We start from the raw sequence: 24,447 nt of genomic DNA on the forward strand, positions 1-24,447 counted from the left end.
ACTAAAGTGCATCTTCTGAAAAAGTACTTTTTCTGCCTTTAAGAAAATAAGTCGTCATTTCCCCCTTCCCTTTTACGGGAATAACACCCCGCTTCTCGAATAAATATTGCTCTTGTAAGCGTTCGTAAGTTACGGCAGTTACGTGAATCTTTCCAGGGACACCATGGGATTCCATACGACTGGCGATATTAACGGTATCTCCCCATAAATCGTAACTAAATTTTTTGATGCCAATCACCCCCGCCACAACAGGCCCAGTATTAATGCCAATGCGGATGTTGAATTCTTTACCCGTTTCTTGGCGGAATTGGCTGATTGCCGCTTGCATATCCAGTGCCATTTCTGCGATCGCCACCGCATGATCGGCTCGGCGCACGGGTAGCCCTCCGACTACCATATAAGCGTCACCCACGGTTTTAATTTTCTCTAAGCCATGCTTCTCACTCAGGCGATCAAATGCAGAGAAGACTTGATTGAGTAAATTGATCAGTTCAATGGGACGCAGACGAGCCGCAATTTGGGTAAAGCCAACGATATCTGCAAACATCACACTCACTTCGGCAAAGTCTTCTGCGATCGTGCGTGTATCGTGTTTTAGGCGGTCGGCGATCGGCTCTGGTAAGATATTCAGCAACAGCCGTTCAGTTTGTGCTTGTTGATAGCGTAGTGCTTGTTCTGCTTGTAGTCGTTGGGTAATATCTCGGAAAATGGCACGGGTAGCGACAGGTTTTCCCTCAACAAATTTACAGTTAATGTTCCCTTCAACCGAAATTTTTGTGCCGTTCTGGCTGATAAATGCGGCTTGAATTTGATCAATTTTTTCTCCCCCAATGGCAAGAGATAAACTTTCTAGAAAGCTCGCCTTACAATCGGGATGAAGAATGTCGAACAAATTCATCCTGTACACCTGAGCTTCGCTATATCCCAGAGTTTCTCGCCAAGCTCGATTAACATATAAAAATTGACCTTTCAGATCGCAAGACTGAATCAAGTCAGTGGCATTTTCAAACAAATCACGATATCGTTCTTCACTTTCGGCAAGCGCGGCCTCGGCTTGTTTCCGCTTGATAAATTGACCGACTTGGCTACCAATCCCCACCATAACTTGAAGTAAAAATTCATCGCGAGGCTGTTTTTCACAACTGAAGAAGGTTATCACTCCCAAAACTTCACCGTCACTTTGGATGGGAACAGCAAATGCTCCTTGCAGTCCGGCAATAGCGGCTTGTTCGGAACGTAGAAAGTGGATATCTTCGACGATATCAAAACTCCAATAACCGGACGCAATATCCCAAACATGACCGACTAAGCCAACCGTTGGAACCAAAATCGTTTGACGGCTTTTTTCGATCAACTCTGAGATAGAAAGGGAGGGTCTAACCCAAGTGTCCAGGCACCGCAATTGGGGTGTGGAATTGTGAACCTCTACTGTCCAACATTCACCCAAATCCCACAGCAGGTTTTCCCCAATGGCTTGGAGAATTTTAGGGATAGCCTCGCTAGGAGTTGCGGACTCGGACAGGATGCGAGTGGTTGCATATTGCACAGCCAGTCGTTTTTGCGATCGCTGACGTTCGGTAACATCCCGACCCACATAGATATAATTTTGTACGCCCTCAACATCAGTCTGAATCGCAGAACAGGAAAATGCGATCGCTAGTTTTTCTCCAGTTTTGGTTTTACAGATCACTTCTACAACATTCAAAGTTTCTTGAAATAAAAGAGGCGACTGAGTTGCCGCGAGTAATACGCCATCCTCACAAGTTAGGATTGAGAGCGGCTGACCGATGAGTTCTTCTTCGCTATAACCGAATAAATATTGAGTGGCTCGATTGATGGTTTTAATCATTCCGGATGGTGTTGTCACGATTAAAGCCTCTGCTATCGAGACAATAATGGTTTCAATATAAGCTTTGGAAGCTGTTAAAGCACTTAATAAAAGACTTTTTTCATTGGATGACTGAACTAAATTCTGTTCTAAAATCATTCTTTCGGTTACTTCTTCCAAAAAAATGATTAAATAATGGTTTGAATCTTCATCGAGGTAATTTTTAATGATACAAATATCGATATAAATAGGATTTCCCTGTTCAGAACTCCGGGCAATGGCTTGAATCTCAAAATTCATCTGCCGTCCTTCAAGAATATCAAGTAATGTCTCTTCCAGGCCCAGCAGTTCGGGAAAGCCCAGACGTACATCCTGTCCCTTTGTGACCTCCTCAGGCGATTCAGCAAACCGTTGTATGCCCATAGAGGTTTCTAAAATATTAAAGTCCCGATCAATCGTGAGGTATTCTTTGCGGCGTATGGTTAAAAGGGACAGGAGTTTGTTTAAAAGGCTACTCATCTGCGCTTTTTGGTGTAAGAATTCAGCCCTATTGACTGCAAAACAGAACCCTCTAATTGCTAGAAGTCAGCTAGATATCCTGTTGAACCGATCGCGGCTTGCTATCTCTTAATCTAAATCTTGAAAGCGTCAAGGAGAGAAGCCTGCAATCAATAGGAAACTCACCTGCAACGACATGCTGACTCACCCGCACCCCAAAAGGATAAATATTGGCTTATTTTACGGTAATTCAGTGAGTAGTCCCAGTCTAGTCTATGTTGGGAGAATAAGTCATTAAATAACGATGCCAAATGAGTCGAATTTCCGTTCGACTTTCGATGTTCCAGCCACCCGATCAAAGAATCGTTCTTGCGCTCAACTAAATACTTCCATAAACAGGAATGGCTGCGCCGCGCATGTCTTTTGCCGCCTCCGAAGCCAGGAAACAGATGACTTGCGCCAATGATTCCGGTTTGACCCATTGGTCTGCTTCTTCGCTACCCATGGCCTGTCGGTTGGCAGGAGTATCAATCACACTGGGTAAAACGGAGTTCGCTGTAATGTTGGTTCCTTTCGTTTCGTCTGCGATCGCTTTGGTCAGCGCTACCACCCCCGCCTTTGATGCACAGTAAGCCGCCAGTTGTCCTCCGGGTTGTACGGCACCTCGTGAACCCACCGTGACAATGCGCCCATAGCCATGTTCCAGCATTTTCTTCAGACTATGCTTGCAGACTAAGAACGTCGTATTCAGATTTAAGTCAAAGTCTTTTTTCCATTGTTCATAACTATATTCGTGGGTTTTACCCATGGAAAAGCCGCCCACGAGATGAATCAGAACATCCACCCGTTCCATATCTTCAACCAATCGTTCTACAGCCGCCTCATGGCTGAGGTCAACGGATACAAAGCGAATTTTGGAAAAATCGGTGGGTGAAAGCCTTTCCTTTAGACCTTCTATCTCTGAGTCAACGATATAGGGAATGGTTACTATGGCACCTTGTGCCAGAACCACTGAGGTAACGCCCATCCCTAAACCGCCAGTACCGCCTGTGAGTAAAACTTGCTTCCCTTTCATGTTGGTTGATTTTTGCTTCACACCATCCTCAACATACCTCGACAGCAGGGAATCGGTACTTGTCGTTCATGGCGAGGAATAAACCACTCTGATTGAGGATGGTGCTAGCTATCCCTTAAAAGCCATAACTCCAGCGGGCAGCATAACCTCGACAGTCTAGATGGGTGAAACAGGAAGCCGAAGCAATGCCTCCGCGACTTCCCCACCACGACTCTAATCGACGATGGGTTTCCTTGGGATGTACCCCGCTGACGACGAAATCAACCGCGTCCCCCGACAAGTGGCGTGATTTTGTTGCTCCCCCAGCCGCTCTATTGCTGGCAGGGTCACGGTACCAGGAATTGATCGTAATGGATTTGCCGCCCATATAGTCCCGGACTTCTTCCATCGCCTCAGCCACCTTGAGAATTCCGTCTACGACTCCCACGGATGCAGGAATTCGGGTTCCGTTCTTGGTGGCTTCTGCCCAACTAAAGTGTCCACCTTTAAGGATGGGTTCACCTAAGTACACGACCTCCAACTTGGGAATAGTAATGGGTCTGCCCCGATCCGGTGCACTAATTTTCGTTTCGGGTGGCACCGGCATATCTTGTGGTCTGTTGCTTGGGCTGTCCTCATCTACGGGGTCATGGAGATCGAGTAGGATTTTGGCGGTAGACTCGCCCAACAAACCCGGATAACCCAAATGAAAGTCTTGCTTAAACCGATCAAACGCCTGTTTGGTTTGCTCAAATGTGAGCTTTCCAGGATTGAGGAATTTACCTTTGACCAGAAGAGTCTGTATCTCCTGCGCCAGTTCTCTGTCGTTAATTCGCTCAATCTCGATTGTGCCGGTAAATCCAGTGAGTTTAGGGAAGTGCATACTCTTCAAATTTGGTAGGTGACCAGGATAAAACTGTTAGCGAGGAGAGATATCCTTGAAGGATCACTCTCTTGTTTCCAATTTAATCGGTGACATTAAGGCTGACTCATGTCGCGATAGGGTTAGCGTCAGCGAGGCGTTAGCAAGGGCGCTGCGGCGTCCCGCAGATCGCTCAAGCTTGGGTAACCTGTAACTCTTGGGTTCATTGAAATAGGGTTATAACTCTGTTTTGACCTTTGAGGAGAAAAGTGTCAAGGGGCGATCAGATTTGACCTTTGAGGAGAAAAGTGTCAAGGGGTGCTCACAGATTGGGTTGACGAACAGTCTTCCACCGAGATTCCTGCCGCTACCCACTACGACATATCAAGGGTTTCTCTCGATTCTGCGCCATTCGCCAACCACGGTAAAATTGTAACGAAACATTAATTCTCTTCCTCAATGAAAAACTATGAGAGAATATCTCTAGTGGCAATTTTACCAACCCCCTAAAGGTAGAGATTAAAACTTAACTTTTGCCGGGAACGAGGGGGCAAAAGGGTGCAGGGGAGAAAGGGCGGATTTCTGTTGTTCACTGGAACCGTGTTCACAAGGTCGGTTGGTCTGGAGTGTCCCCAGGTTGCCAGTATCACTCGAAGGCGGCTGGTTTGATATTATACCAAGAGACCTACGTGTGATATCTCAAACTTCTAGATTGTGCATCTCTAAGCTGCGGCGCATCTAAATTGGATATGAAAATTTTTGAAAGGGGTGTGGGGTGTAGGGTGTGAAGGTATACAAATTAAATGCGTAACAGCTTATCCACTTTGATCTGACACTCGCCGAAATTTTGTATAAGTAAACGTGGGTTCACCCATGAGATAGGTCGTAGAGTTCATGGGGGTAGCAATCTCTTCCAATTCATATTTCGTTTTATTTGTCAATGCTTACATCGTAGTTCCATCTCTTGTGCAGCTATTTGTTCGTGTTAGTCCGCATTGTATTCAAATAAAAAACTTTTGGTTATATGGCGAAAGAGACTTATAAACAATTCCTCAAGCGCAACCTATCGGGCATGATAGATCGCCTCGACTTGGACGAGTTTCGCAAAGATGCCCTGAAAGCCCGATGGCTGGATCAACTGTTGTGGCTAGAGAGTAGCGCCGCCAAGGCAAAGACACGGTTTTATACGCTGAGGCTAATCACCATTGTCGGCGGGGTGATCACTCCTGCACTGGTCTCTCTCAATCATGGTCAAGTCAGAATCCGGGAGGTGTTTACCTGGACGGCTTTCGGAATGGCTCAAGCGGTTGCCATCTCCGCTGCCGTCGAGGAGCTTTTTGGTTTTAATGTTCGTTACCGCACCTTCAGAAATACGGCTGAGGGGTTGAAAGTGGAGGGTTGGCAGTATTTTCAGCTAACCGGACACTACAATCGCTACCGCTCTCATTCGGGTGCCTATGTAGAGTTTGCAGGTCGTGTAGAAGGACTGATTCAGCAAGATATTGAGGGATATCTCGCTCAGGTACAGCAAGCCGATGATGCGTCACGCCAAGCTAGGGATCAAGCCAAAGAAATGGCGGCTACAACGACTACCATTACTGCGGAACGGCTCAATCAGATTTTGGAAGAGAGGGAGAAAGAACGCCAATTAGCTCCCCCTCCACCACCGCAGGAGGTGACCTCAACACCTCAAGTAGAAGCTGAACTCGTGTCTGTAACGTCTACAGTGGCGGTGAAAGAGACGAACGGCAATGGTCTGCCCAAAGTTGACCTCAGCATCTGGGAGAACGTGATCGATTTACCAGCAGATGCTAAGCCAGAACCCAAGCCACAAACCCAAAATGGATCGACCAACGGAAACCCGACAGGGCGAAGAATGAATGCAGCGGGCATGAGAATCTTGAAGGAATGTGAGGGACTTTATCTAAATTCCTACAAGTGTCCCGCAGGAGTGTGGACGATTGGCTATGGTTGCACCAAGGGAATCCGTCCGGGTATGACCATTACTGAAGCCGAAGCGGAAGAGATGCTCAGGAAAGAACTGACGGAGTTTGAGAAGGGAGTTGAACGAATTCTCAGCCACATCCCTCTTAACGAAAATCAGTTTAGTGCGCTGGTCAGTTTAACTTACAATTGCGGGATGGAGCCGATCACAGAAGGCATGACCATTCGACGCAAGCTAGAAGCTAGAGATTATCGGGGTGCCGCTGAGGGATTTCTCTTGTGGAACAAGGGAGGAGGGCGTGTGCTGCCAGGGTTGGTGAAGCGCCGAGAGATGGAAAGAAAGCTATTTCTAACTGAGGTTTAACGATGGAACAAGATTATTCAGAGCGCTATTCAGAACCCTATTCAGACTCTTACAGGGCTCCCCGCTCAGAAACTGAAATACTCATTGAGCGATTGGATAAGCTTACCATGACTTTGGAGAAGCAGCACGAAAATCATGACCGACTGATGAGTCTGCTTGAGCGGCAGATGACTGTAATTGAGCGACTGTTGCTTCGGTAGTGGATGGTTTGTCGAACTCTATTGTTTTGGGAAATACCTAAATAGGCTATATCTCTGGTAGAAGGTGGGCATTGCTCACCTTTTTCCTTACTTAATCATTCAGAACCCGTGAGCCGAAATCCGGATTAAATATCCTCTTTTTTGATATGTAGCTGTAGCCACATCTGTTAGGACAAGTTGGTGATAGCTACCTACAATAGCATATTCAGTAAGTTGATTATTATCCTAGGGTGCCTGTCCGTTGCTATAAATATCCGGATTCGTACCGAGCTTGCCGAAAAGAATACTCAGATAGCCTAACCCCTCGTCTATTCATCGGCAACTGCTGTGGGTGGCATGATTACACCCCTATCTCACCCTTGTGTTGCTCAAGAAAAAGTAGTTTTACTCAAGCACGGAACAAGAGAAAGTTATGGTAATGCAACCTACGTATGGTAACGGTGTTATTGAAAACCAGACCATTGAAATTTCTCAAGAAGGATTGCGGTTGATTCTCAATCAAATAGAAGCTGAACTGATCAACAGCGAAGTTTATCGCCGCACAATGGCTGGGTTACAAACGATGTTAGGCGAGGCGTCTAGCACCGCTCAAATTTTAGTTAAAGCCGTGGGGCGAGAGGCTGTGCGCTTGACCTTCCAACAGGTGATTAAACAGTATAATGTTGTGCCTGTGACTACCGCAAACACTCATCAAGCCGGACAAGAGAAGTCTGATGCTGCCGAGAGAGTCGAAGATAATTCTTGGGAGCAAAAGTTACAAGAAGGAGCAGGCTTAGAAGAGGCAACCCAACCCTTCAATTTCAACAGTAAACAGATGGGTGAACCCAAGCCGCCTAAAAAATTTACAAAGGCAGAAATGACTGCCCAAAAAGTAGCACAAGAACGGGGAGAGATGCTACGTAAAGTGGGTCAACAATTGCTAGAGGCGCGTTTAGAGCGATCGCTCAGTCTTGAACAACTCCATAACCAAACCCTGGTACCACCCCATCATATTGTGGCATTGGAATCAGGTCACATTGAACAGTTGCCGGAGGATGTCTATGTTCGCGGCTTTATTCGTCGAATGGCTCATGCTTTGGGTTTGAATGGCTCGGCACTCATTGCTTCTATCCCAGAACCCGATTTATCAAAAGCTGCCGTTCCCTCCTGGCATAATTCCATTGCCGTACCCGAATTTCAAGTCAATTCAATGCATCTGTACCTTGGCTACACGGCTTTGATTGCAGGCGCTGTAGGTGGACTCAGTTTAATGTCCAAGCAAGCCTCTCCAGGGGTATCCGTCACACCTGAACCCGCTGGTTCTTCTCAGGCCATGCCCTCTCCTAAAATGGAGCGTACAGAAAAGACCAATAAACCGGGGTTACAATCGAACCAAACCGGTGTAAAAGCTGGAGCGGGTATTGCTCCTCCGGAAGCCATGTCATTCTAGTCAATCGATCATTCGTCATTCGTTTTTTGATCAGCCTTGCTCAGATGAGGCACTAAAATAAAACATTTTGGACTTTTTAGACAAGTCCTATTGTTGTTTTGAGTTAGATGCACTCCATAATACGGGCACAATAATATCGTGCCCCGACAAAAACCTCTCTTGAACCCCAATGAACAGGACTGTAGGAAAAGAGCAGACTGGAGTCACTCCACTTCCTCACAGGAGAGTTTGGAATTGTCAGTGTGGTCAACGAATAACTCACTCATGACTTAGGATGAATTTAGGATGTCTACATCAATTGAAAGGCTAAAAGATGGGTTACTGGCGCTCTTTCTCAAGCCTAATTGTCCCCTATGCGATCGCCCTGCGGAAAGCGAGTTTTGTACATTCTGTCAGCGGCAATTGCAACGTTGTCAACTTACCACACCAGGTGACTTCTGGAAAGGAGAGTTACCTGTCTTTGCTTGGGGAAATTATGGTGGTGTTTTGAAACGTGCGATCGCAACCTTAAAATATGACAATCAACCCCAATTAGCTCGTCCCTTGGGTCATTGGTTAGCTCAATCTTGGCTCAAATCACCCGTTGCTACCCCTGTCAAAAAATTGACCGTGGTGCCTATTCCCCTACACCCCCTCAAGCTGAAAAAACGCGGTTATAATCAAGCCGAATTAATTGCCCAAAACTTTTGCGATGTTACAGGTTACAAACATCAACCCTTGGGTTTAGAACGAATTCGTGAAACGGAGGCTCAATTTGGTCTATCGGCACAAGCGCGAGAACAAAACTTAGCCGATGCCTTTAGGATTAGCAAAAGTTTTGGCAAACATTTACCTAATTCACCCGTGCTATTAATTGATGATATCTACACCACAGGAGCTACAGTTCGCGCTGCTGCCCAAATCTTACAAAGACAAGGAATACAAGTGTATGGTGTAGCTGCGATCGCAACCTCCAAAAGCCAGTTTATTCAAGCTAGCAAATACAACAAATAATCCAGTATTTTTTTATTTAATGTAAAGATTTCATGATTTTTTTAAATTTTTGATGAAGATTGGGAAATCTACTTGCCGTTACGGGGTAAAGGGAAGTAGAACGTAGCAATAAAGCAAGTTAATGTAGTGCTGATTTAGGAAATTTACAAATCCAATTGTTGTTTCCTAAATGGGGAACTTACCTATAAGCGCTCATAGTATCAAGATTCAGAGCATCAAGCGGGGTTTGTTCCGAGCGAATTCGGGTTACTCTCATCAATGCGGATTGCCACGGAAGTGCCAACCTAATCAGGGAAGCACTCCTATATTTATGCCTGTGGAAATGGGATACAGGCTGTGGCAGTTGTGCCAATAAAGATGACCTGATGACTAGCGGCTTAGTCTACCCAAATCATTGACTAGTAAAACAAGGAACTATGGCTACGTTCGCGCCTCAAGACAGCACAGCCCACAATCGGCGTCAGTGCTATTGCCTCAATCCCGCTTGTAAGCATCCAGAAAATCAGGGTAATGCCCTGGTTTGCCGAAATTGTGGCTCTAACTTGTTGCTGCAACAGCGCTATCGGGCACTAAAACCAATCGGTCAGGGTGGTTTTGGCAGAACCTTCTTAGCGGTGGATGAATCAACGCAATCCCAACGGCGTTGTGTGATTAAGCAGTTTTTTCCGCAACAGCAGGGAACTGACAATATCGAAAAAGCCACCGAATTATTTCGGCAAGAGGCAAATCGTCTAGAAACGCTAGGTCAACATCCCCAAATTCCTCAACTACTCGCTTATTTTGAGCAAGATGACCACCAGTACTTGGTGCAAGAGTTGATTGATGGAGAAAACTTAGCCCAAGAAATAGCCCACAACGGCCCGTTTAACGAAACCCAAATTCGGCAACTCCTGCACAGCTTGCTGCCTGTGCTGCGATGCGTCCACCATCACCAGATGATTCACCGGGATATCAAACCGGAGAACATCATTCGCCGCCGAGATAATCAACTGGTACTCGTGGATTTTGGCGCGGCGAAGTATACCACCGAGACGATGTTGGGCAGAACGGGGACGGTGATTGGTTCTGCTGCCTATACTGCCCCAGAACAGGTAAAAGGCAAAGCCATTTTTGCCAGTGATTTGTACAGCTTGGGTGTGACTTGCATCCATTTGCTCACTCAGATACCACCCTTTGACTTGAGTGATACCAGTGAAGATACCTGGGTTTGGCGGCATTACTTGAGGAAGCCGATTAGTAAAGAGTTAGGTATTATCCTTGACAAAATGCTGGAAAGTGGCACCAAGCGGCGCTACCAATCGGCAGATGAAGTTCTCAAAGATTTGCAGGCCAAGTCCCTTCCCACTCGCAAAACGGGGTCTGAGAAAAAATTACTCGTGGCAGGCATTGCGTTCCTGCTGTTGGGTTCTGTAGGACTGGGGTACTTGCTCCCTCGTGCGGGGCAACAAGCTTCGACTCCCAGTAGTTCCACCGTAACGCCACCCTATCCCGTCAGTGAACCGGTTCAAGAGGAGGAACGCCAACCCTCTAAACCGGGGGGATTGTTCGCTACCGTCAATGGACAGAAACAGGTTTTTCCCTTGAAACACACCGAAGTAATGGGGAAGGTGTCGGGGAATGTGTCGCGGGTGGAGGTAACGCAAACCTTTCAAAATCCGTTTAAAGACCCACTAGAAGCAACTTATGTGTTTCCACTTCCCGATGATGCGGCAGTGGATGATATGGAAATTAAAGTTGGCGATCGCATTATTCGTGGTCTAATTAAAAAACGCGAAGAAGCCAAGAAAATTTATGAGCAAGCCAAACAGGAAGGCAAAACGGCTGGTCTTTTAGAACAAGAGCGGGACAATATTTTTACCCAGTCGTTAGCGAATATCAAGCCAGGGGAAAAAATAGATGTCACGATTCGCTACACGAATAGCTTAAAGTTTGAAAAAGGGAATTACGAATTCGTCTTCCCGATGGTGGTCGGGCCACGCTATATCCCAGGAACGAAGAGTGATAGCCAAGGGAATACAAACCCGGTTAAAGATGCCTCAAAGATAACTCCGCCTACGATACCAACGGGACGTTCTGGACAAGATATTGGCGTAACGGTGGAAATTGAGGGAGGTGTGCCGATTAGTAATGTGCGATCGCCTTCCCATCAAATCAGCACCCTCCAAGATGGACGTGCTGTGAGGATTCAGTTGGATAAACAAAATACAATCCCTAATAAAGATTTGATAGTACGCTATCAAGTTGCCGGGAATGAAACGCAATCTACGGTATTAACCCAAGCTGATGAACGAGGCGGTCACTTTGCTACTTATTTAATCCCAGCCGTGCAGTATCAAAGTAATGAGATTGTACCCAAAGATGTGGTGTTTCTCATGGATACTTCTGGGTCACAAGCCGGTTCAGCGATCGCACAATCCAAGGAATTAATGCGGCGGTTTATTAATGGGCTGAATTCCAACGATACGTTTACCATTATTGACTTTGCTAGTACGAGTCAGCAGCTGTCCTCCAAACCGTTACAAAATACGCCGCAAAATCGACAAAAAGCCCTAGATTACATCAATGGCATCGATGCTAATGGTGGCAGCGAGTTAATGAATGGCATCGAAAAGGTGTTGAGTTTCCCTGCGGCACCGGAGGGACGCCTACGCAGTGTGGTTCTGATTACAGATGGTTTGATAGGCAATGATAATGAAGTGATTGCCGAGGTGCAGAAAAACCTTAAACCTGGGAATCGACTTTATAGTTTCGGCGTTGGCAGTTCAGTAAACCGCTTTCTGATCGATCGCATCGCAGAAGAGGGACGGGGTATTGCGGAAGTGTTGCCTCCTGATGAACCGGCTCAAAAGGTAGCTGAAAAGTTCTTCCGCCGCATCAATAATCCCGTCTTGACGAATATTGAGGTGAGTTGGGAAGGTTCGGGGAAACAACCCGATATTTATCCCCTCAAACCAGCGGATTTGTTTGCTAATCAGCCGTTGGTGCTATTTGGGCGCAAAGGCGATCGCTCTAAAGGTAACTTGAAGATTATGGGTATGGCAGCGGGTGGCAAACGCTATGAGAAGACTGTGCCAATTGAGTTTGAGGGTGGGGGAAATCCTGCGATCGCACAACTTTGGGGACGTGCCCGGATTAAAGAGTTGATGAGTCAAATGTTTGATGCAGAAACGGCGTCTGGTGTCAAGGCTGTTACGGATACAGCGTTAAAGTATCGGTTGCTGTCTCAATACACCGCGTTTGTTGCTGTGACTGAAGAAGTGCGGGTTGATGCCAAGGGCAAACGCCTGAAGGTGCAAGTACCTGTTGAAACACCGGAGGGTATGCAAGCTGACGCGACGGCGGGTGAATTTGCTGCTGTGCCAGAACCTAGTCAAATCGTAGGTAACCTTCTGGCATTGGTGTTGCTGGGGATATCTTTGGGCTGGATGCGACGCAAGGGATTGAAGAGTGCTCAACCTCGCGATTAACTATAGCGGTTTTTAGTTGGGTATAACACTGTGTAGGGGCACGGAATCATCCACCCTTGTCGTCAATCCGAAATATTTGTGTCGCCGCGCCCCTACTTGAATTCGCGTCTGTTAGTCGCCAAGCGATCTGCCTTTGTCCAAAGTCCAATCCCAGATGTTCAGCCTCCTTAGAACACGCAACTGCTTCCAACCGTTGCAAAATCAAAAGCTCCGGGGCTTCGGCCGGGAGTGATCTCACACCTTTTCCTGGGGGGGCGGCGTAATACGGAATCGGTTCAATTTCTCATCGAGTTCTCTCAAGAGTTCAAAGTCCTCCTCTGGTAAGGGGTGAGTTCCACTCCCTGTTAAGCCTTCACCGACGGAGGTTTCTTTCTTCAGGAAGCTGAACGCCTGCCGGAACTGATCGGGGTTCACCTCAATGGGCGAGTCAAAGTGACAGGGAATAATCCGTTGGAAATTCCAACTCGCTACCTGATCCGCCCAGTCCAGGGTTTCTTTCGGTGCTCGGTTGAGAATGAGGGTTTGCAGAATGGGTGCCACAAACAGACGCCCACCCCCTCGTAGTGCATCGAACGATCGCTTCCAGCCATCCTTCCATTTGAAGGGAAACCAACCGAAATATGCCTTTCTTGACCGATCCTGCGCTAGAAGGGCATCCCGAATTGACTGCCCCATTTTCACCACATTCAATGCACTGGGTTGGAAGTAAAAGGCAAATAGCGAGATGCGCTGCCATCCCTTGCGGCGGTTTGCCCGATTGTCCTCAACGATGTCGAAGGCATTGTCTTTGGCATGGAATAGCAAGGGGTACGGGTCGAGTTGGACGATCGCAGGCGGTTCTTCTGGCACGGAAAGCACGGAATCGGTTACGAGCAATGTACGCGATCGCTTGTGGAAAAATGCCACTTCCTCAAACCGCCCCGGCCCCAGTTCGATGGGGCCAAGTATGGCGTAGTCAAACTCAGAAGCAAAGGGGGTTTGGTTGCTGTCATCTGGAAGTAGATGAGTGCGTCTGTAGGGTAAACCCAGCCAACTCAAGGGGAGATTCAACGGAAAGCTCCATTGGTTGGGGGCAACAAAGACTTGTGCATTGGGAAAGCGTCTAGCGAACGGGCCGACGAAGACCTTGTGTTCAATACCAGAGACCGTGGGTAGGATAATGTACTTAATATCGCCGTGCTGATCGACCAACTCTTGGACGAGCCGGATACATTCCCTTGTGGGTGCGATCGGTGCATAAACCAAAAGCCCTCCAGCCTCCAGCTTCACCACACTCATGCGAATCGGCACCACAACATAGAGGATGCCCTGTAACTGGTCGAATGTCCAAACCGTGTCCTTCACCACTTCTGTGCGAAGTGTCCGCCGCCTGCCGTAGGGGTAGAGTGGCACAGCAGGCCAGAAAGGCCATGACCAGTCTCTAGGGTGGATGCTCTGTTGCCCCTGCATTTCCTGCGCTGCCATCGTCCCTACTTAATTCCCAACGTTCAACATATTTTGATCTAAGCTCTAGAAGCTGAAGTTTAGCAAATTGTTGGCTAAGCTCTCTCATCTCCGCAACTGGATAGAGATGCGATCGCGGGTTTTGGTACCATTACATTCACAGACTACCCCAATCATGAGCTGAGGTAACCTCCTCGCCTATAATGAAGCACTGTTTTCCTCGTATTGTCACTTACTACAGAGGAGGTGGAGGGGGAAGGTTAGGGAGCACTGAAGGGGCAAAATCACTGCTGGGTGGCACAGGTGTATTCGTGCTGGGCGCTGGGGGAATATCACTGCTCGGTGTAGGAGGAATAGAGGGATTAGCTGGAGCTGAGCTTGGTGAAGACGGAGCGGAACAACTATCTATGGATTTAGAAACCTTAACGTTTTCTCTAGCGAGAGCTTGTACTCGCGCACGGTACAGATTGATTTGCGATCTATATTGAGGGTCTGCCGCACTCTTCATCTGATCGAGAATTTCGATCGCTTGCCCCCAGTTTTGGCTACATAACGCTTGCCGGAGCTGAGCATTAAGGTTGGTTTGAGAGAAACTGATTCGAGGATTTATTAGGAAATACAATCCTATTAAAGTAAATCCTATTTGAGCTAAAAAATGATTCGATTTCATATTTTTCCTCTAAAAACCTTACGCCTTGTTTTTTCTCCTACCAAAGAACACATAATAAAATATTGCACTCTGTACCAGAAATACAACTAAATCCAGCCTTGGATCACCTGGATCATTCAAAATCCATATTGCAGGAGCAGGAAGGGCAGAATCTTTGGTACTGAGAAACAAAAAACGAAGATTATTAGCCGCGTGGACACCTAAGGCTAACTCTAGTCTATTGTCTTTTAGCGTAATCACAGTCAGAAACACACCAAATGCAAAATAAAGCAGGGCTAGCCACACGGCTCCTCGTTGCATTTCGGGGTTCACAAAATGCGGAATTGCAAATAGGAGGGAACTCACAATAATGAGTACAAACCGTTGCCTGGTAAGCAAACCTAATCCCTGAAGCAAATATCCCCGAAAAAAGAATTCTTCGGCTGAAGTTTGGATCGGGGTGAGTACTAGAGCTAGGGGAAGGAGCAGAAACCATTGGGCTGGATTAAAAGAAAACACATAGTTTTGAGAATTTAGCAAATAGTCCACTGGTATGAGAATGGTCGATATCAAAAACCAAACCAAAAATCCTCTCAACAAACGTTTGAAATTAACAGAGCTATCGGCACTGATGAGGGTACGGAATGGGCGTCGGTGCAACCCGATGACCACTAATAAGATAGCTAAACCGAAAAATATGAAAGGGATATTAACAGTAACATAAGCTCCGACTGAAGGAGTTTTCAAAAACGATAATAATTGCTGCTGAGATGGCTGCTGCAAGGCTTCAGAATTCAATCCAGTTTGATTGAGATGAATAGTTAAGAGAATACTGCCAACAATTAATGAAACAATACTCCCCACAATGATCCAAAGGAAAAGAATAAAGAGTATTCCTAACAGATAACGCCACCAACTATTCTTGCCTTGTCGTGCGACATCTAAGTAACTTTGACTCATAATTTATGCCTCAATAATAAGTTTTTTAATCAACCCGCTATGTGCCCGAACTCTTTTAAATCAGCATGACATCAGGCAGTTTTGCTGTATGTGGAGTTGCTGCTCGCGCTATTATAAATCTGCCAGTATGGATGAGAATGCTGCTGACCAAGTCCATTTCCCAAAAAAATGCGTGAGACACCTAAAAATCTACTGTTGCGCCTGCCATGGGTGAATCGAGCTGCACTGCTTCGGTTAACGATTCTCGCTATTATTTTGAGTATTCTCATTAACTGGGGATGGTTTGCCATGATTCAGATGCCAGGAAAAAGCTTTCAGGGGTCGTTGCCGCCGTTGACTCCAAAGGAAGTCGCGCTACGTAACACCCTGAGAAAAGATTTGGAAAAGCTGGCTGGTGAAATTGGACAACGCCATTACCTAAACTACAAAAGTTTGACGGCGGCGGCAGATTTCCTTAAATCCTCCTTGGCTACGACGGGATATCCAGTACAACAGCAGGGATATACGGTTGACAACCAAACTTACTACAATCTTGAAGTCGAAATTCCGGGTACTGACCGAGCCGATGAAATTGTGATTGTGGGTGGTCACTATGACTCGGTGTTTGGTAGTCCTGGAGCAAACGATAATGGCACGGGTGCTGTCGCGACATTGGAGTTGGCGCGTTTGTTTGCGGATAAAAAACCTTCCCGTACTTTACGGTTTGTCGAGTTTGTCAATGAAGAACCTCCCTTTTTCTGGACAGAAAATATGGGTAGTTTCGTTTATGCTAAACGCTGCAAAGATCGCAAAGAAAAAGTGGTTGCCATGCTCAGTCTGGAAACAATGGGTTACTACTCTGACAAGATTGGTAGTCAGAATTACCCTGCTCCCCTCTCGGCGTTTTATCCGCTTCAGGGAAACTTTATCGCTTTTATTGGCAATGCAGCTTCTGGAGGATTGGTGAGAGAGGTGATTGCTTCTTTCCGCCGTCATACCCAATTTCCCTCAGAGGGTGCTGCGCTTCCTGGCTTTGTTACAGGTGTGGGGTGGTCAGACCAGTGGTCGTTTTGGCAGCAGGGCTATCCAGGGTTGATGATTACGGATACAGCTCCGTTTCGTTATCCCTATTATCACACGTTAGATGATACCCCTGATAAAGTAGACTACGATCGCTTGGCACGGGTGGTTGCAGGATTGGAACGTGCGATCGCAGATTTATCAGGATTGAGTCAACCCCAGCAGTAAACCAAGAAATGATGCAGCGCTTTGAGTATCTAACCGTCTATGCTAACGCCAAGGGGGAGTATCAAACATCCACTGGTATTTGGCGAAACATGAATCACTTGGGAGATTTGGGTTGGGAATTAATTTCAGTGGTAAATGATTCAAGTGAGCTAGTGGCATTTTTTAAGCGATCGCTACCGTCGGATAATCAGATAATAGAGAGCGATCGCAGTTAGTTAATCATGATTTTCAAATGCAATCAACTGCAATCACGATGGGCTATTTTCTATGCGCCAGAGATATCCCTGCTCATAAACGGGTTGTAGTTTGTAGTGCTGCTTCTGCTCAAGTTCTTGTCGTAATTGTTGAGACGGTCGATACAAGAACGTATCGCTAAAACCGCTAAGAATTTCAGGACTATTGGTATCGATTCGTTGGAACTTGACTTGAGGTGCAACTAAATAGCTTAAACCCATTAAACGAATGGGGTCTTCAACAACAACAATTGGAGTAACCGCTCGATTGATAATTTCACCGACTTGGGGTTCATAATAGCTACTATATTTAATCCACCATGTCTGGGCTTGAGAACTTATAGCACAGGATAAAATTCCCAGTGAAATTAAGACAATTAAAATAGACTTCCATAATTTTTGTTGCCATTTTTGAATAAATTTGTTAGTAATTTTAACCGTAAAGAAGTAAGCCACAGCAATCTGAATCCCTATATAGCAGGGAATTAAGTATCGACCAATCGTTGAACGCTGCCCCCGAAAGACTAAATCGGGAAGTAATAAAAATAAGACTTCTGCGCCAATTAAAGAAAAGACAAAGACCCAAACTCGCATGGGAGATTGGCGGTACAAAAAGTAAAGAGAATATCCCACTAAAATGACAATCAGCAAAACAAGATAGGTGGATAAACTTGTCCACTGAAGTTGAACGTCATTGCAACGAAGCTGAAACCCATCATTAAAACAAACATCAAACAATTGCTGACGGTAATCAATTTGGGCATCAAAAAACAGGGAGCTAATATTGAGTGCCCATCGTTGGGGAATCGTAAAAAAAGGCACTTTTCTAGCGGTGTACTCTGCCCCTCCAAACTTCTCGGCAACAAGCAACCACGGCAGGCCGATCAGTATACCGCCAAAACAGGCGAATAAGTAAGCAATGAAGGTTTTTCCGCGACGAATACCTTCGATTGCGGCAATATAGATGCCGTGGGCAATCTGCACGAATAGAGCAAAATAATGGGTGTAGAATCCTAGCGCTACTGTTGCTCCATACATTACCCAACCTAACTTGTTCTTGTGTCGTATCGCCCACAACAGTGAGGCATTAGAAAGTAAAATAGTGACAGTCCATAGACTATATTGGCGTGCTTCCTGTGCATACAGAACGTGAAACGGGGAGACAGCCATGAGAGCGATCGCCACCCATCCCACTTGTGGCGATTCAAACAGTTCTAAACACAGCCAATAGAGGCAAGGAAATGCCAAAATACTAAAGACGGCAGATAAGCTGCGGATGACCCAGACGGAACTACCAAAGGTCATCGCCCAAAGACGGACAAGGGGGATATAAAGCGGCGGGTGAACGTCTTCAATCAGGGAATCGAGTACATTACCCCAGTTTTTTTCCGGCGTGAATCGCTGATACTTCTGCCACTCAGGACTGGCGATCGCACGATTTGTAACTTGCTTGAGCAACTCCGCTTTGGTGTAGCCTGAAATCCGCAACGAGGTGTAAACCTCATCATTCCAGTAGTTTTTTCGGTCTAAATTGTAAAATCGAAAAAATATTCCCAGCAGCAATAAAACCACAATGAAATAGCGAAACCAGGGTATGTATCGTAGGCGACTTTCAATCAGATGATTCGGCTTATTTGCCATGCTGTCTTGTCCTTGTCTATATCAGAAATGACATCCCAGAAAACTCCGTCTTGGGGCTGGTAATTACTATCATTTCTGCCAAATCACCAACAGGACGCCACAGATAATTAAACCTAAGCCTACAGAGCGACTCAAGGGAATCGCTTCTTGAAAGAAAAAGTAACCCATCATGACTGAAAAGACGTAAATCAAAGCCGCAGAAGGCCCCGCGACGCTGAGATTGACCCGCGTGAGCAGTAAAATATAAACCAAAGCTCCAATCCCGTAGAAACATAAACCCACTAGTAGTTCTGGCGTCGTGAACACAGCCAAAAGATGACTCAGCCAATTGGTCGCGTTGACTTTCCCTAGTCGCATCGCCCCAAATTTCAGGCACAATTGTCCGGCGGCGCTTGTAAAAATGGCCAATAAAAAAAGCCCGAATTCTTTTAAGGTCACAAAAGTAGCCGGAGTAGGAGTTTTTCAGTCTCTTAGTTTACATTGGTTAGAGACGTTCCCCAGATTTGCTAATACAATAACCTCCGTAGCCTTAATTGAGATGGTTATGACAAGTTTTACTCACTCTCCTTACACACAAGAGCAAATCACCGCTTGGTTACGAGGTTTATTCACCGTTGCTTGGGCCGATGGTCATTTTGACCCCGAAGAGCAAGAGATATTGGGGCAAATCGCTCAAGAGGAACTCGATCCGGCGACAGATTGGCAGTCGCTGGATGAGCCAATTAAATCATCTGAACTCGTAGCCGCTTTGGGTAAAAATACGGCAACGGCAGAGAATTTTTTAAGAACGGCTGTGATGGTGGCATTGGCGGATGGCGTATATTCCGCGACAGAAGCAAGCGTACTTCAAGGGTTTTGTCAAGCGCTGGAGTTGAAGGCAGACATACTCGATGCCTTAGAGATTACACTGTTCGACAACCGTCAGGTAAGTCCGTCGGCTGACTTGGCCCATGACAAGGCTCAACAGCCGGGAATGTCACCTCATCCCCATTCCGACGTGCTGCAACCGGTACGGAACTGGTTAGAGGGCATGGAAATGCACGACCCACGAGTGGCACGATTTATCTGCAAGATGATTCCGCCGCAGTGTCCGTTTGAACGGGATGTGAAGTTATTTGGTCGCAAAATTGTCCACATTCCGCCGATGTGCAAGCTCAATCCGCTCTATGAGCAATTAGTCAGTTTGCGCTTCCGGGCGTTATCGTATCTCGCGGATGACGTTGGTGAAGATATTTCGCCGTATTGTTAAAGAGTCAGGAGTTAAACCGTTGAAGATGGAAATTTAAGGTTCAAACCCTAATGTTCAACTGGCTAGCCTGCTAATCTGTAACCCTTCACAACAAACGAACTATGCAATTTATCGATCAAGCCGAAGTTGAAGTAGAAGCCGGGAAGGGCGGCGATGGAATCGTTGCGTTTCGGCGGGAGAAGTATGTGCCTGCGGGAGGGCCGTCTGGTGGCAATGGGGGACGCGGCGGCGATGTCATCTTAAGGGCGGTGGAAAACCTGCAAACGCTGCTGGATTTCCGGTATGCTCATCGATTTGAAGCCGAAAATGGCGGACGGGGAGGCCCCAATAATCGCACAGGGGCAGATGGCAAGGATCGCACGATTCAAGTTCCCTGCGGCACGATGGTTTATGATGCCGATACCGATGAAGTCCTGGTAGATTTGGTGGAACCGGGACAAACGTTTTGTGTGGCGAAAGGTGGTAAAGGAGGCTTGGGGAACCAGCACTTCCTGAGCAATCGCAACCGAGCACCAGAGTATGCTTTACCTGGACTTGCGGGAGAACATCGCCGCTTGCGGATGGAGTTGAAGCTGTTGGCAGAGGTGGGTATTATTGGCCTACCCAATGCGGGAAAGTCTACTTTGATTGCGTCACTTTCCGCCGCACGACCGAAAATTGCGGATTACCCGTTTACCACGCTGGTGCCGAATTTGGGTGTTGTGCGTAAACCCAATGGGGATGGCACTGTTTTTGCGGATATTCCTGGGTTAATTGAGGGGGCACATCTGGGGACGGGATTAGGGCACGATTTCTTGCGCCATATTGAGCGTACTCGTTTGTTGTTGCATTTAATTGATGCGACGGCGGATGACCCGATTGGCAATTATCACACGATTCAACAGGAGTTACATGCTTATGGTAGAGGGTTGGCAGAACGTCCTCAAATTCTAGCTCTCAATAAGGTAGATGCGATTGATTCGGAGACGGCTGAAGCTTTGGCGATTCAGTTGAATCAATTGACACAGGTGCCTGTTTTTCAGATTTCAGCGGTGGCTCAAATAGGTTTAGATGCTCTGTTGTCAAAAATCTGGCAGTCTCTAGAGCAGTTGACGGCGACGGAGTTACCGAGTTTGGCTTGATTGTGTCCTGGAGTATGGGTTGGAGGTGGGAGTGAGTTGGTGTAATGGCTGGAAATGATGGTTTTTAACGAACCACTCCACGCGCAGAGAACACCCCGAAAGGGGGAGGAGAGGGTAAGCTGTTACGCATTTAATTTGCCTATTGAGGCTGCGGGGGAGCTGGGGAGAGGATTGAGCGTTTTTATCTTGTGTTTAGAATGTACAAGTTAAATGCACTTTAGCTTAGAAAGGGTGATAATCGCTCAATTTCAGCAATAATTTGTGCTAGTTCTTGTTGTAAGAGTCGATTGTTCATGTCAAAACTCATTGCTCGTGTCAAAAGTTTGACCTATCGAATTCCAGGACGAGCCTATCTATTGTTTGCGATCCTAATCTTTGCTTCAGCGAACTCCATTACACGCAAGCTAACAGAAATTGGGGCACAAAACTTAATTGATGGCAGAAATCCGATTTCTTTTTGCAATGTTTTGTTTGTGGGTAATCTCTGCGCTCTGATTACCCTCAGTTTAATTTACGGTAAACAGTTGAATGTTCAGTCCTTCAAACAGCTCTCATGGAGCGATTGGCTTGGTTTGAGTACAGTCGCTATCCTCTCCGGTGCTCTCGCCCCAGCCTTATTTTTCATTGCCCTCGACCTGACGATGGTCAATAATGTGGTTTTAATTGGACGAATTGAGCCACCGCTGATTCTGGCTTTATCGATTTTACTGCTACGAGAACGGGTGAATTATTGGGTCATTGCGGGTGCAATTGTTTCGTTTATTGGTGTCGTCTTAACCATCGTTCTTCAGGCTCCAGAGGCGGGCATGATGACGATGGGAGGGGGAGGGCTTCAGATCGGAAGAGGTGAATTAATGGCGGCAGGCGCGGCTGTCTCTTTAGCTTTTTCCACCATTATTAGTAAGGTAAAACTGCGCCAAATTCCTTTGGGCTTGTTTAGTTTATTTAGGATGGCATTAGGAACTGTCGTGTTCTTTACAGTCGCATTAAAGCTTTATGGTGTAGTGCATTTTGCAGATGTCTTCTCACCCTTTTTATGGCAGTGGATGGCAATTTATAGTGTGGTGATTATCGTTGGGGGTCAATTATGTTGGTTTACCGGTTTAAAAACAACTGACGCATCGGATGTTTCGTTGGCTAGCGCCTTTAGTCCACTGGCAGGAATTTTGGCAGCTTATTTGATTTTGGGTGAATCACCGACTATGGCTCAATATATCGGAGGTAGCGTCATTATCTTCGGCATCATTTTGAACCAGATTGGCGTTGCTCGGATGCCACGCAAACTCCCCACCACTCCCCCAATTAGTTCTGATAAAGAACAAGATATGGAAGTCGGATTTAAAGGAATTTGATCACCATTCGTGATGCCGTGCCTTGACGCAGAATGGCGAGCTGACTTTTGGACAGATCTTATTGATCTAATGCAACGGCACGGTTTCCGGTTGCTGTAGTATCCGAAGGCATAGAGCTTGTACTTGGACTAACTTGAGGTTGATTGAAATACTCATAGGCCGTTTTAGAAATCTTGCGAATCAGCTCTTGGGCACTGTCATCATTAAAAGGACGTTGCACCATTACGGAAATGATGTAGCTCTTGCCACTGGGCATATTCACCAAACCCACATCCGCCAGCAATGCGCCAATATTGCCAGTTTTATGGGCAATGATGGCACCACTGCCTAGTCCTTGGGGCAGTAGAGAGTTGATTTCATTGCTCTGCATGATACTGAGAATGCGATCGCGCGAGGGCAGTGATACTAACTGCCCTTGATTGATCATTGCCATCAAAGCCGCCAGTTCCTGAGGGCTGGCGGTATTCGTGCCCTCTAAATCCGGTAAGGCATTGCGGAGAACTGTTGTAGTCAATCCCCAAGCACGGAAGCGTTGATTGAGTGCCTCTATACCCCCAAGGCGAGCGATAAGCATATTCGTCGCCGTATTATCACTAATCGTGATCATCTTCGTCGCCAACTCTAGAACCGTGAACTTGGCTCCTGGCTTTTGGTACTGCAAATTGCCCGAACCTGTGGCAATCATTTCCGATTGCAGGGTTAAGCTTTCATCTAAGCGAATTTTGCCTTCATCAACTTCCTTAAATAAAGCCACTAAAATGGGTACCTTAATCGTACTCGCGGCAGGCACGGGAGAGCGGCTATTGATGTCGATATAAGTTCCTGTATTGATGTCAACGATAAAGACGCCCGGTTGCAATTTAGGATTATTCGCGGCGAGAGTTTGTATCTGGGATTTCAACGACAAGATTTCCTGAGTCAGCGCCAGGGGTGTTACCGGGCTAGCAGGACTGGGGGTATCTTTGACTTGAGGTTTAGCCTGGTCATTATTGACTTTAACGGATGCTTGTGTTGCTGGATGTAACGCCGATAACAGGGTTCCTGCGATCGCGCCAATGCCAATTCCTAGAATCAGTAGGCGGATGATATAAACGAACGGGTGCACAGGACGCTTTGGTTTGGGGGAGCGCTTCGCTGTCCCCTTGATTGGATTTTTGGCGGTTGAGGAGCCAGATTTGACGCTAACTCGTCTATAACTGGCTTGCCCTTCTGAAATTGGGGCAGCGACAGGGGCGGCTGTTCGGAAAGGGTGATGCTCTCGACGACGCTTGCTCGAATTCTTCAGAACGTTCAACGCTGATAACGCCGAACCCTCGGCTCGAACCTCCCGACGGATAGGTAGGCTTGCGCCTTCACGTCTTTTAGCTCCCTGGTGCGTGTCCAGAGATTGGGGCGTTTGGCTTCCCACCCTAGGTAAGGGGGATAGGGGAGATGGGGTTTTGGGTTGAACCTGCCACGGATTCACCCGTGCACTTAAATTCGACCCCTGTTCTTCCCTGCGGTATCCAGGCGTCTGAGTTCTGAACTCTCTGGGGTTAGACTGGGGTAAAAACGTTGACTCCTGAGCTGTCGTAGATGGTCGCTGAGGGTTAATAGCAGAAACAGGTCGCAACGGCGGCACCGAAGAATGGATGGAAGAACTCGGTTGTATCCTCTGGGGTCGAGGAATTCGGGGTCTTGGCGGCTCTAAAGGAGGTCGCGTTGACCTCGGCACCGTGGACAATCGGCGCAGGATCGATTTCCCAAAGCTCCGCTGAGGCGGTTGGGGGGAGGGTAAGGGAGGCACTTCCTGCTCAAAAATCTGTTTTTGCAAGGTTCGACGCTGGCGACGACGCAATCGCATTCGCCGCTCTTGTTGTTCTACTGGGGAATTTTCTGACTGACCCCTATTATCTATAAACGCTGCCACCGAATCACACCTCCAACACCACTA

Annotated in this window: 21 protein-coding genes; 11 read left to right on the forward strand and 10 right to left on the reverse strand. The window is 46.9% G+C overall.

The window, feature by feature from the left end:
- Position 1: 1 nt before the first annotated feature.
- The 3 genes from MIC7113_RS08720 to MIC7113_RS08730 form a co-directional block, all read right to left on the reverse strand.
- Complete coding sequence (locus tag MIC7113_RS08720; protein ID WP_015181805.1) at positions 2-2,347, reverse strand: adenylate/guanylate cyclase domain-containing protein; 2,346 nt, start codon at positions 2,345-2,347, stop codon at positions 2-4.
- 358 nt (positions 2,348-2,705) lie between these two features.
- On the reverse strand, positions 2,706-3,401 hold the full coding sequence (gene fabG / locus MIC7113_RS08725) for a 3-oxoacyl-ACP reductase FabG (protein ID WP_015181806.1): 696 nt from the start codon (positions 3,399-3,401) through the stop codon (positions 2,706-2,708).
- Positions 3,402-3,516: 115 nt separating this feature from the next.
- Positions 3,517-4,263 carry a D-Ala-D-Ala carboxypeptidase family metallohydrolase gene (locus MIC7113_RS08730; protein ID WP_015181807.1) on the reverse strand — a complete coding sequence of 249 codons (747 nt, stop codon included), beginning with the start codon at positions 4,261-4,263 and terminating at the stop codon, positions 3,517-3,519.
- 55 nt (positions 4,264-4,318) lie between these two features.
- Between MIC7113_RS08730 and MIC7113_RS36100 the strand changes: the two genes are divergently transcribed.
- The 6 genes from MIC7113_RS36100 (at position 4,319) to MIC7113_RS39200 (ending at position 12,639) form a co-directional block, all read left to right on the forward strand.
- Positions 4,319-4,456 (forward strand): hypothetical protein, encoded by a 138-nt coding sequence (locus MIC7113_RS36100; RefSeq protein WP_155897966.1) that lies wholly within the window; start codon positions 4,319-4,321, stop codon positions 4,454-4,456.
- Positions 4,457-5,266: 810 nt separating this feature from the next.
- Complete coding sequence (locus tag MIC7113_RS37520; protein WP_015181808.1) at positions 5,267-6,550, forward strand: DUF4231 domain-containing protein; 1,284 nt, start codon at positions 5,267-5,269, stop codon at positions 6,548-6,550.
- 2 nt (positions 6,551-6,552) lie between these two features.
- Entirely contained in the window at positions 6,553-6,750 is a 198-nt protein-coding gene (locus MIC7113_RS08740) for a hypothetical protein (RefSeq protein WP_015181809.1), read from the forward strand.
- Positions 6,751-7,162: 412 nt separating this feature from the next.
- On the forward strand, positions 7,163-8,179 hold the full coding sequence (locus MIC7113_RS08745; RefSeq protein WP_015181810.1) for a helix-turn-helix domain-containing protein: 1,017 nt from the start codon (positions 7,163-7,165) through the stop codon (positions 8,177-8,179).
- Positions 8,180-8,464: 285 nt separating this feature from the next.
- On the forward strand, positions 8,465-9,172 hold the full coding sequence (locus MIC7113_RS08750) for a ComF family protein (protein WP_015181811.1): 708 nt from the start codon (positions 8,465-8,467) through the stop codon (positions 9,170-9,172).
- Positions 9,173-9,588: 416 nt separating this feature from the next.
- The gene (locus tag MIC7113_RS39200; RefSeq protein ID WP_015181812.1) at positions 9,589-12,639 is read left to right on the forward strand and encodes a protein kinase domain-containing protein; all 3,051 of its coding nucleotides are present in this window, start codon (positions 9,589-9,591) and stop codon (positions 12,637-12,639) included.
- Between the two features lie 46 nt (positions 12,640-12,685).
- On the opposite strand, the gene MIC7113_RS08760 is transcribed toward MIC7113_RS39200, so the two are convergent.
- From MIC7113_RS08760 to MIC7113_RS08775, 4 genes are all read right to left on the reverse strand, one after another.
- On the reverse strand, positions 12,686-12,877 hold the full coding sequence (locus MIC7113_RS08760; RefSeq protein ID WP_041779955.1) for a hypothetical protein: 192 nt from the start codon (positions 12,875-12,877) through the stop codon (positions 12,686-12,688).
- Positions 12,874-14,103 (reverse strand): DUF4336 domain-containing protein, encoded by a 1,230-nt coding sequence (locus tag MIC7113_RS08765; protein ID WP_015181813.1) that lies wholly within the window; start codon positions 14,101-14,103, stop codon positions 12,874-12,876. The genes MIC7113_RS08760 and MIC7113_RS08765 overlap by 4 nt, the downstream gene beginning before the upstream one ends.
- A gap of 214 nt (positions 14,104-14,317) precedes the next feature.
- Positions 14,318-14,752 (reverse strand): hypothetical protein, encoded by a 435-nt coding sequence (locus MIC7113_RS33165; RefSeq protein ID WP_015181814.1) that lies wholly within the window; start codon positions 14,750-14,752, stop codon positions 14,318-14,320.
- Between the two features lie 18 nt (positions 14,753-14,770).
- Complete coding sequence (locus MIC7113_RS08775; RefSeq protein WP_015181815.1) at positions 14,771-15,691, reverse strand: CPBP family intramembrane glutamic endopeptidase; 921 nt, start codon at positions 15,689-15,691, stop codon at positions 14,771-14,773.
- A 168-nt stretch (positions 15,692-15,859) separates the two neighbouring features.
- Here MIC7113_RS08775 and MIC7113_RS08780 point away from each other — a divergent pair, with 168 nt between their 5' ends.
- Both MIC7113_RS08780 and MIC7113_RS08785 read left to right on the forward strand, forming a co-directional pair.
- The gene (locus MIC7113_RS08780) at positions 15,860-16,918 is read left to right on the forward strand and encodes a M28 family peptidase (protein ID WP_015181816.1); all 1,059 of its coding nucleotides are present in this window, start codon (positions 15,860-15,862) and stop codon (positions 16,916-16,918) included.
- A gap of 8 nt (positions 16,919-16,926) precedes the next feature.
- On the forward strand, positions 16,927-17,133 hold the full coding sequence (locus MIC7113_RS08785) for a hypothetical protein (protein WP_015181817.1): 207 nt from the start codon (positions 16,927-16,929) through the stop codon (positions 17,131-17,133).
- Between the two features lie 33 nt (positions 17,134-17,166).
- On the opposite strand, the gene MIC7113_RS08790 is transcribed toward MIC7113_RS08785, so the two are convergent.
- The gene (locus MIC7113_RS08790; RefSeq protein WP_015181818.1) at positions 17,167-18,792 is read right to left on the reverse strand and encodes a glycosyltransferase family 39 protein; all 1,626 of its coding nucleotides are present in this window, start codon (positions 18,790-18,792) and stop codon (positions 17,167-17,169) included.
- 69 nt (positions 18,793-18,861) lie between these two features.
- Positions 18,862-19,230 (reverse strand): EamA family transporter, encoded by a 369-nt coding sequence (locus tag MIC7113_RS08795; protein WP_015181819.1) that lies wholly within the window; start codon positions 19,228-19,230, stop codon positions 18,862-18,864.
- 106 nt (positions 19,231-19,336) lie between these two features.
- Between MIC7113_RS08795 and MIC7113_RS08800 the strand changes: the two genes are divergently transcribed.
- The 3 genes from MIC7113_RS08800 to MIC7113_RS08810 all read left to right on the forward strand — a co-directional run bounded on the left by MIC7113_RS08800 (position 19,337) and on the right by MIC7113_RS08810 (position 22,514).
- Positions 19,337-20,041, forward strand: coding sequence for a DUF533 domain-containing protein (locus MIC7113_RS08800; RefSeq protein ID WP_015181820.1), 705 nt, complete (start codon positions 19,337-19,339; stop codon positions 20,039-20,041).
- A gap of 101 nt (positions 20,042-20,142) precedes the next feature.
- The gene (obgE, locus tag MIC7113_RS08805) at positions 20,143-21,162 is read left to right on the forward strand and encodes a GTPase ObgE (RefSeq protein ID WP_015181821.1); all 1,020 of its coding nucleotides are present in this window, start codon (positions 20,143-20,145) and stop codon (positions 21,160-21,162) included.
- A 293-nt stretch (positions 21,163-21,455) separates the two neighbouring features.
- Positions 21,456-22,514 carry a DMT family transporter gene (locus tag MIC7113_RS08810; protein WP_015181822.1) on the forward strand — a complete coding sequence of 353 codons (1,059 nt, stop codon included), beginning with the start codon at positions 21,456-21,458 and terminating at the stop codon, positions 22,512-22,514.
- 58 nt (positions 22,515-22,572) lie between these two features.
- On the opposite strand, the gene MIC7113_RS33170 is transcribed toward MIC7113_RS08810, so the two are convergent.
- The gene (locus tag MIC7113_RS33170; protein ID WP_015181823.1) at positions 22,573-24,423 is read right to left on the reverse strand and encodes a hydrolase; all 1,851 of its coding nucleotides are present in this window, start codon (positions 24,421-24,423) and stop codon (positions 22,573-22,575) included.
- Positions 24,424-24,447 lie beyond the last annotated feature (24 nt).

This window comes from Allocoleopsis franciscana PCC 7113, assembly GCF_000317515.1.
In the GTDB taxonomy this organism is placed as follows: domain Bacteria; phylum Cyanobacteriota; class Cyanobacteriia; order Cyanobacteriales; family Coleofasciculaceae; genus Allocoleopsis; species Allocoleopsis franciscana.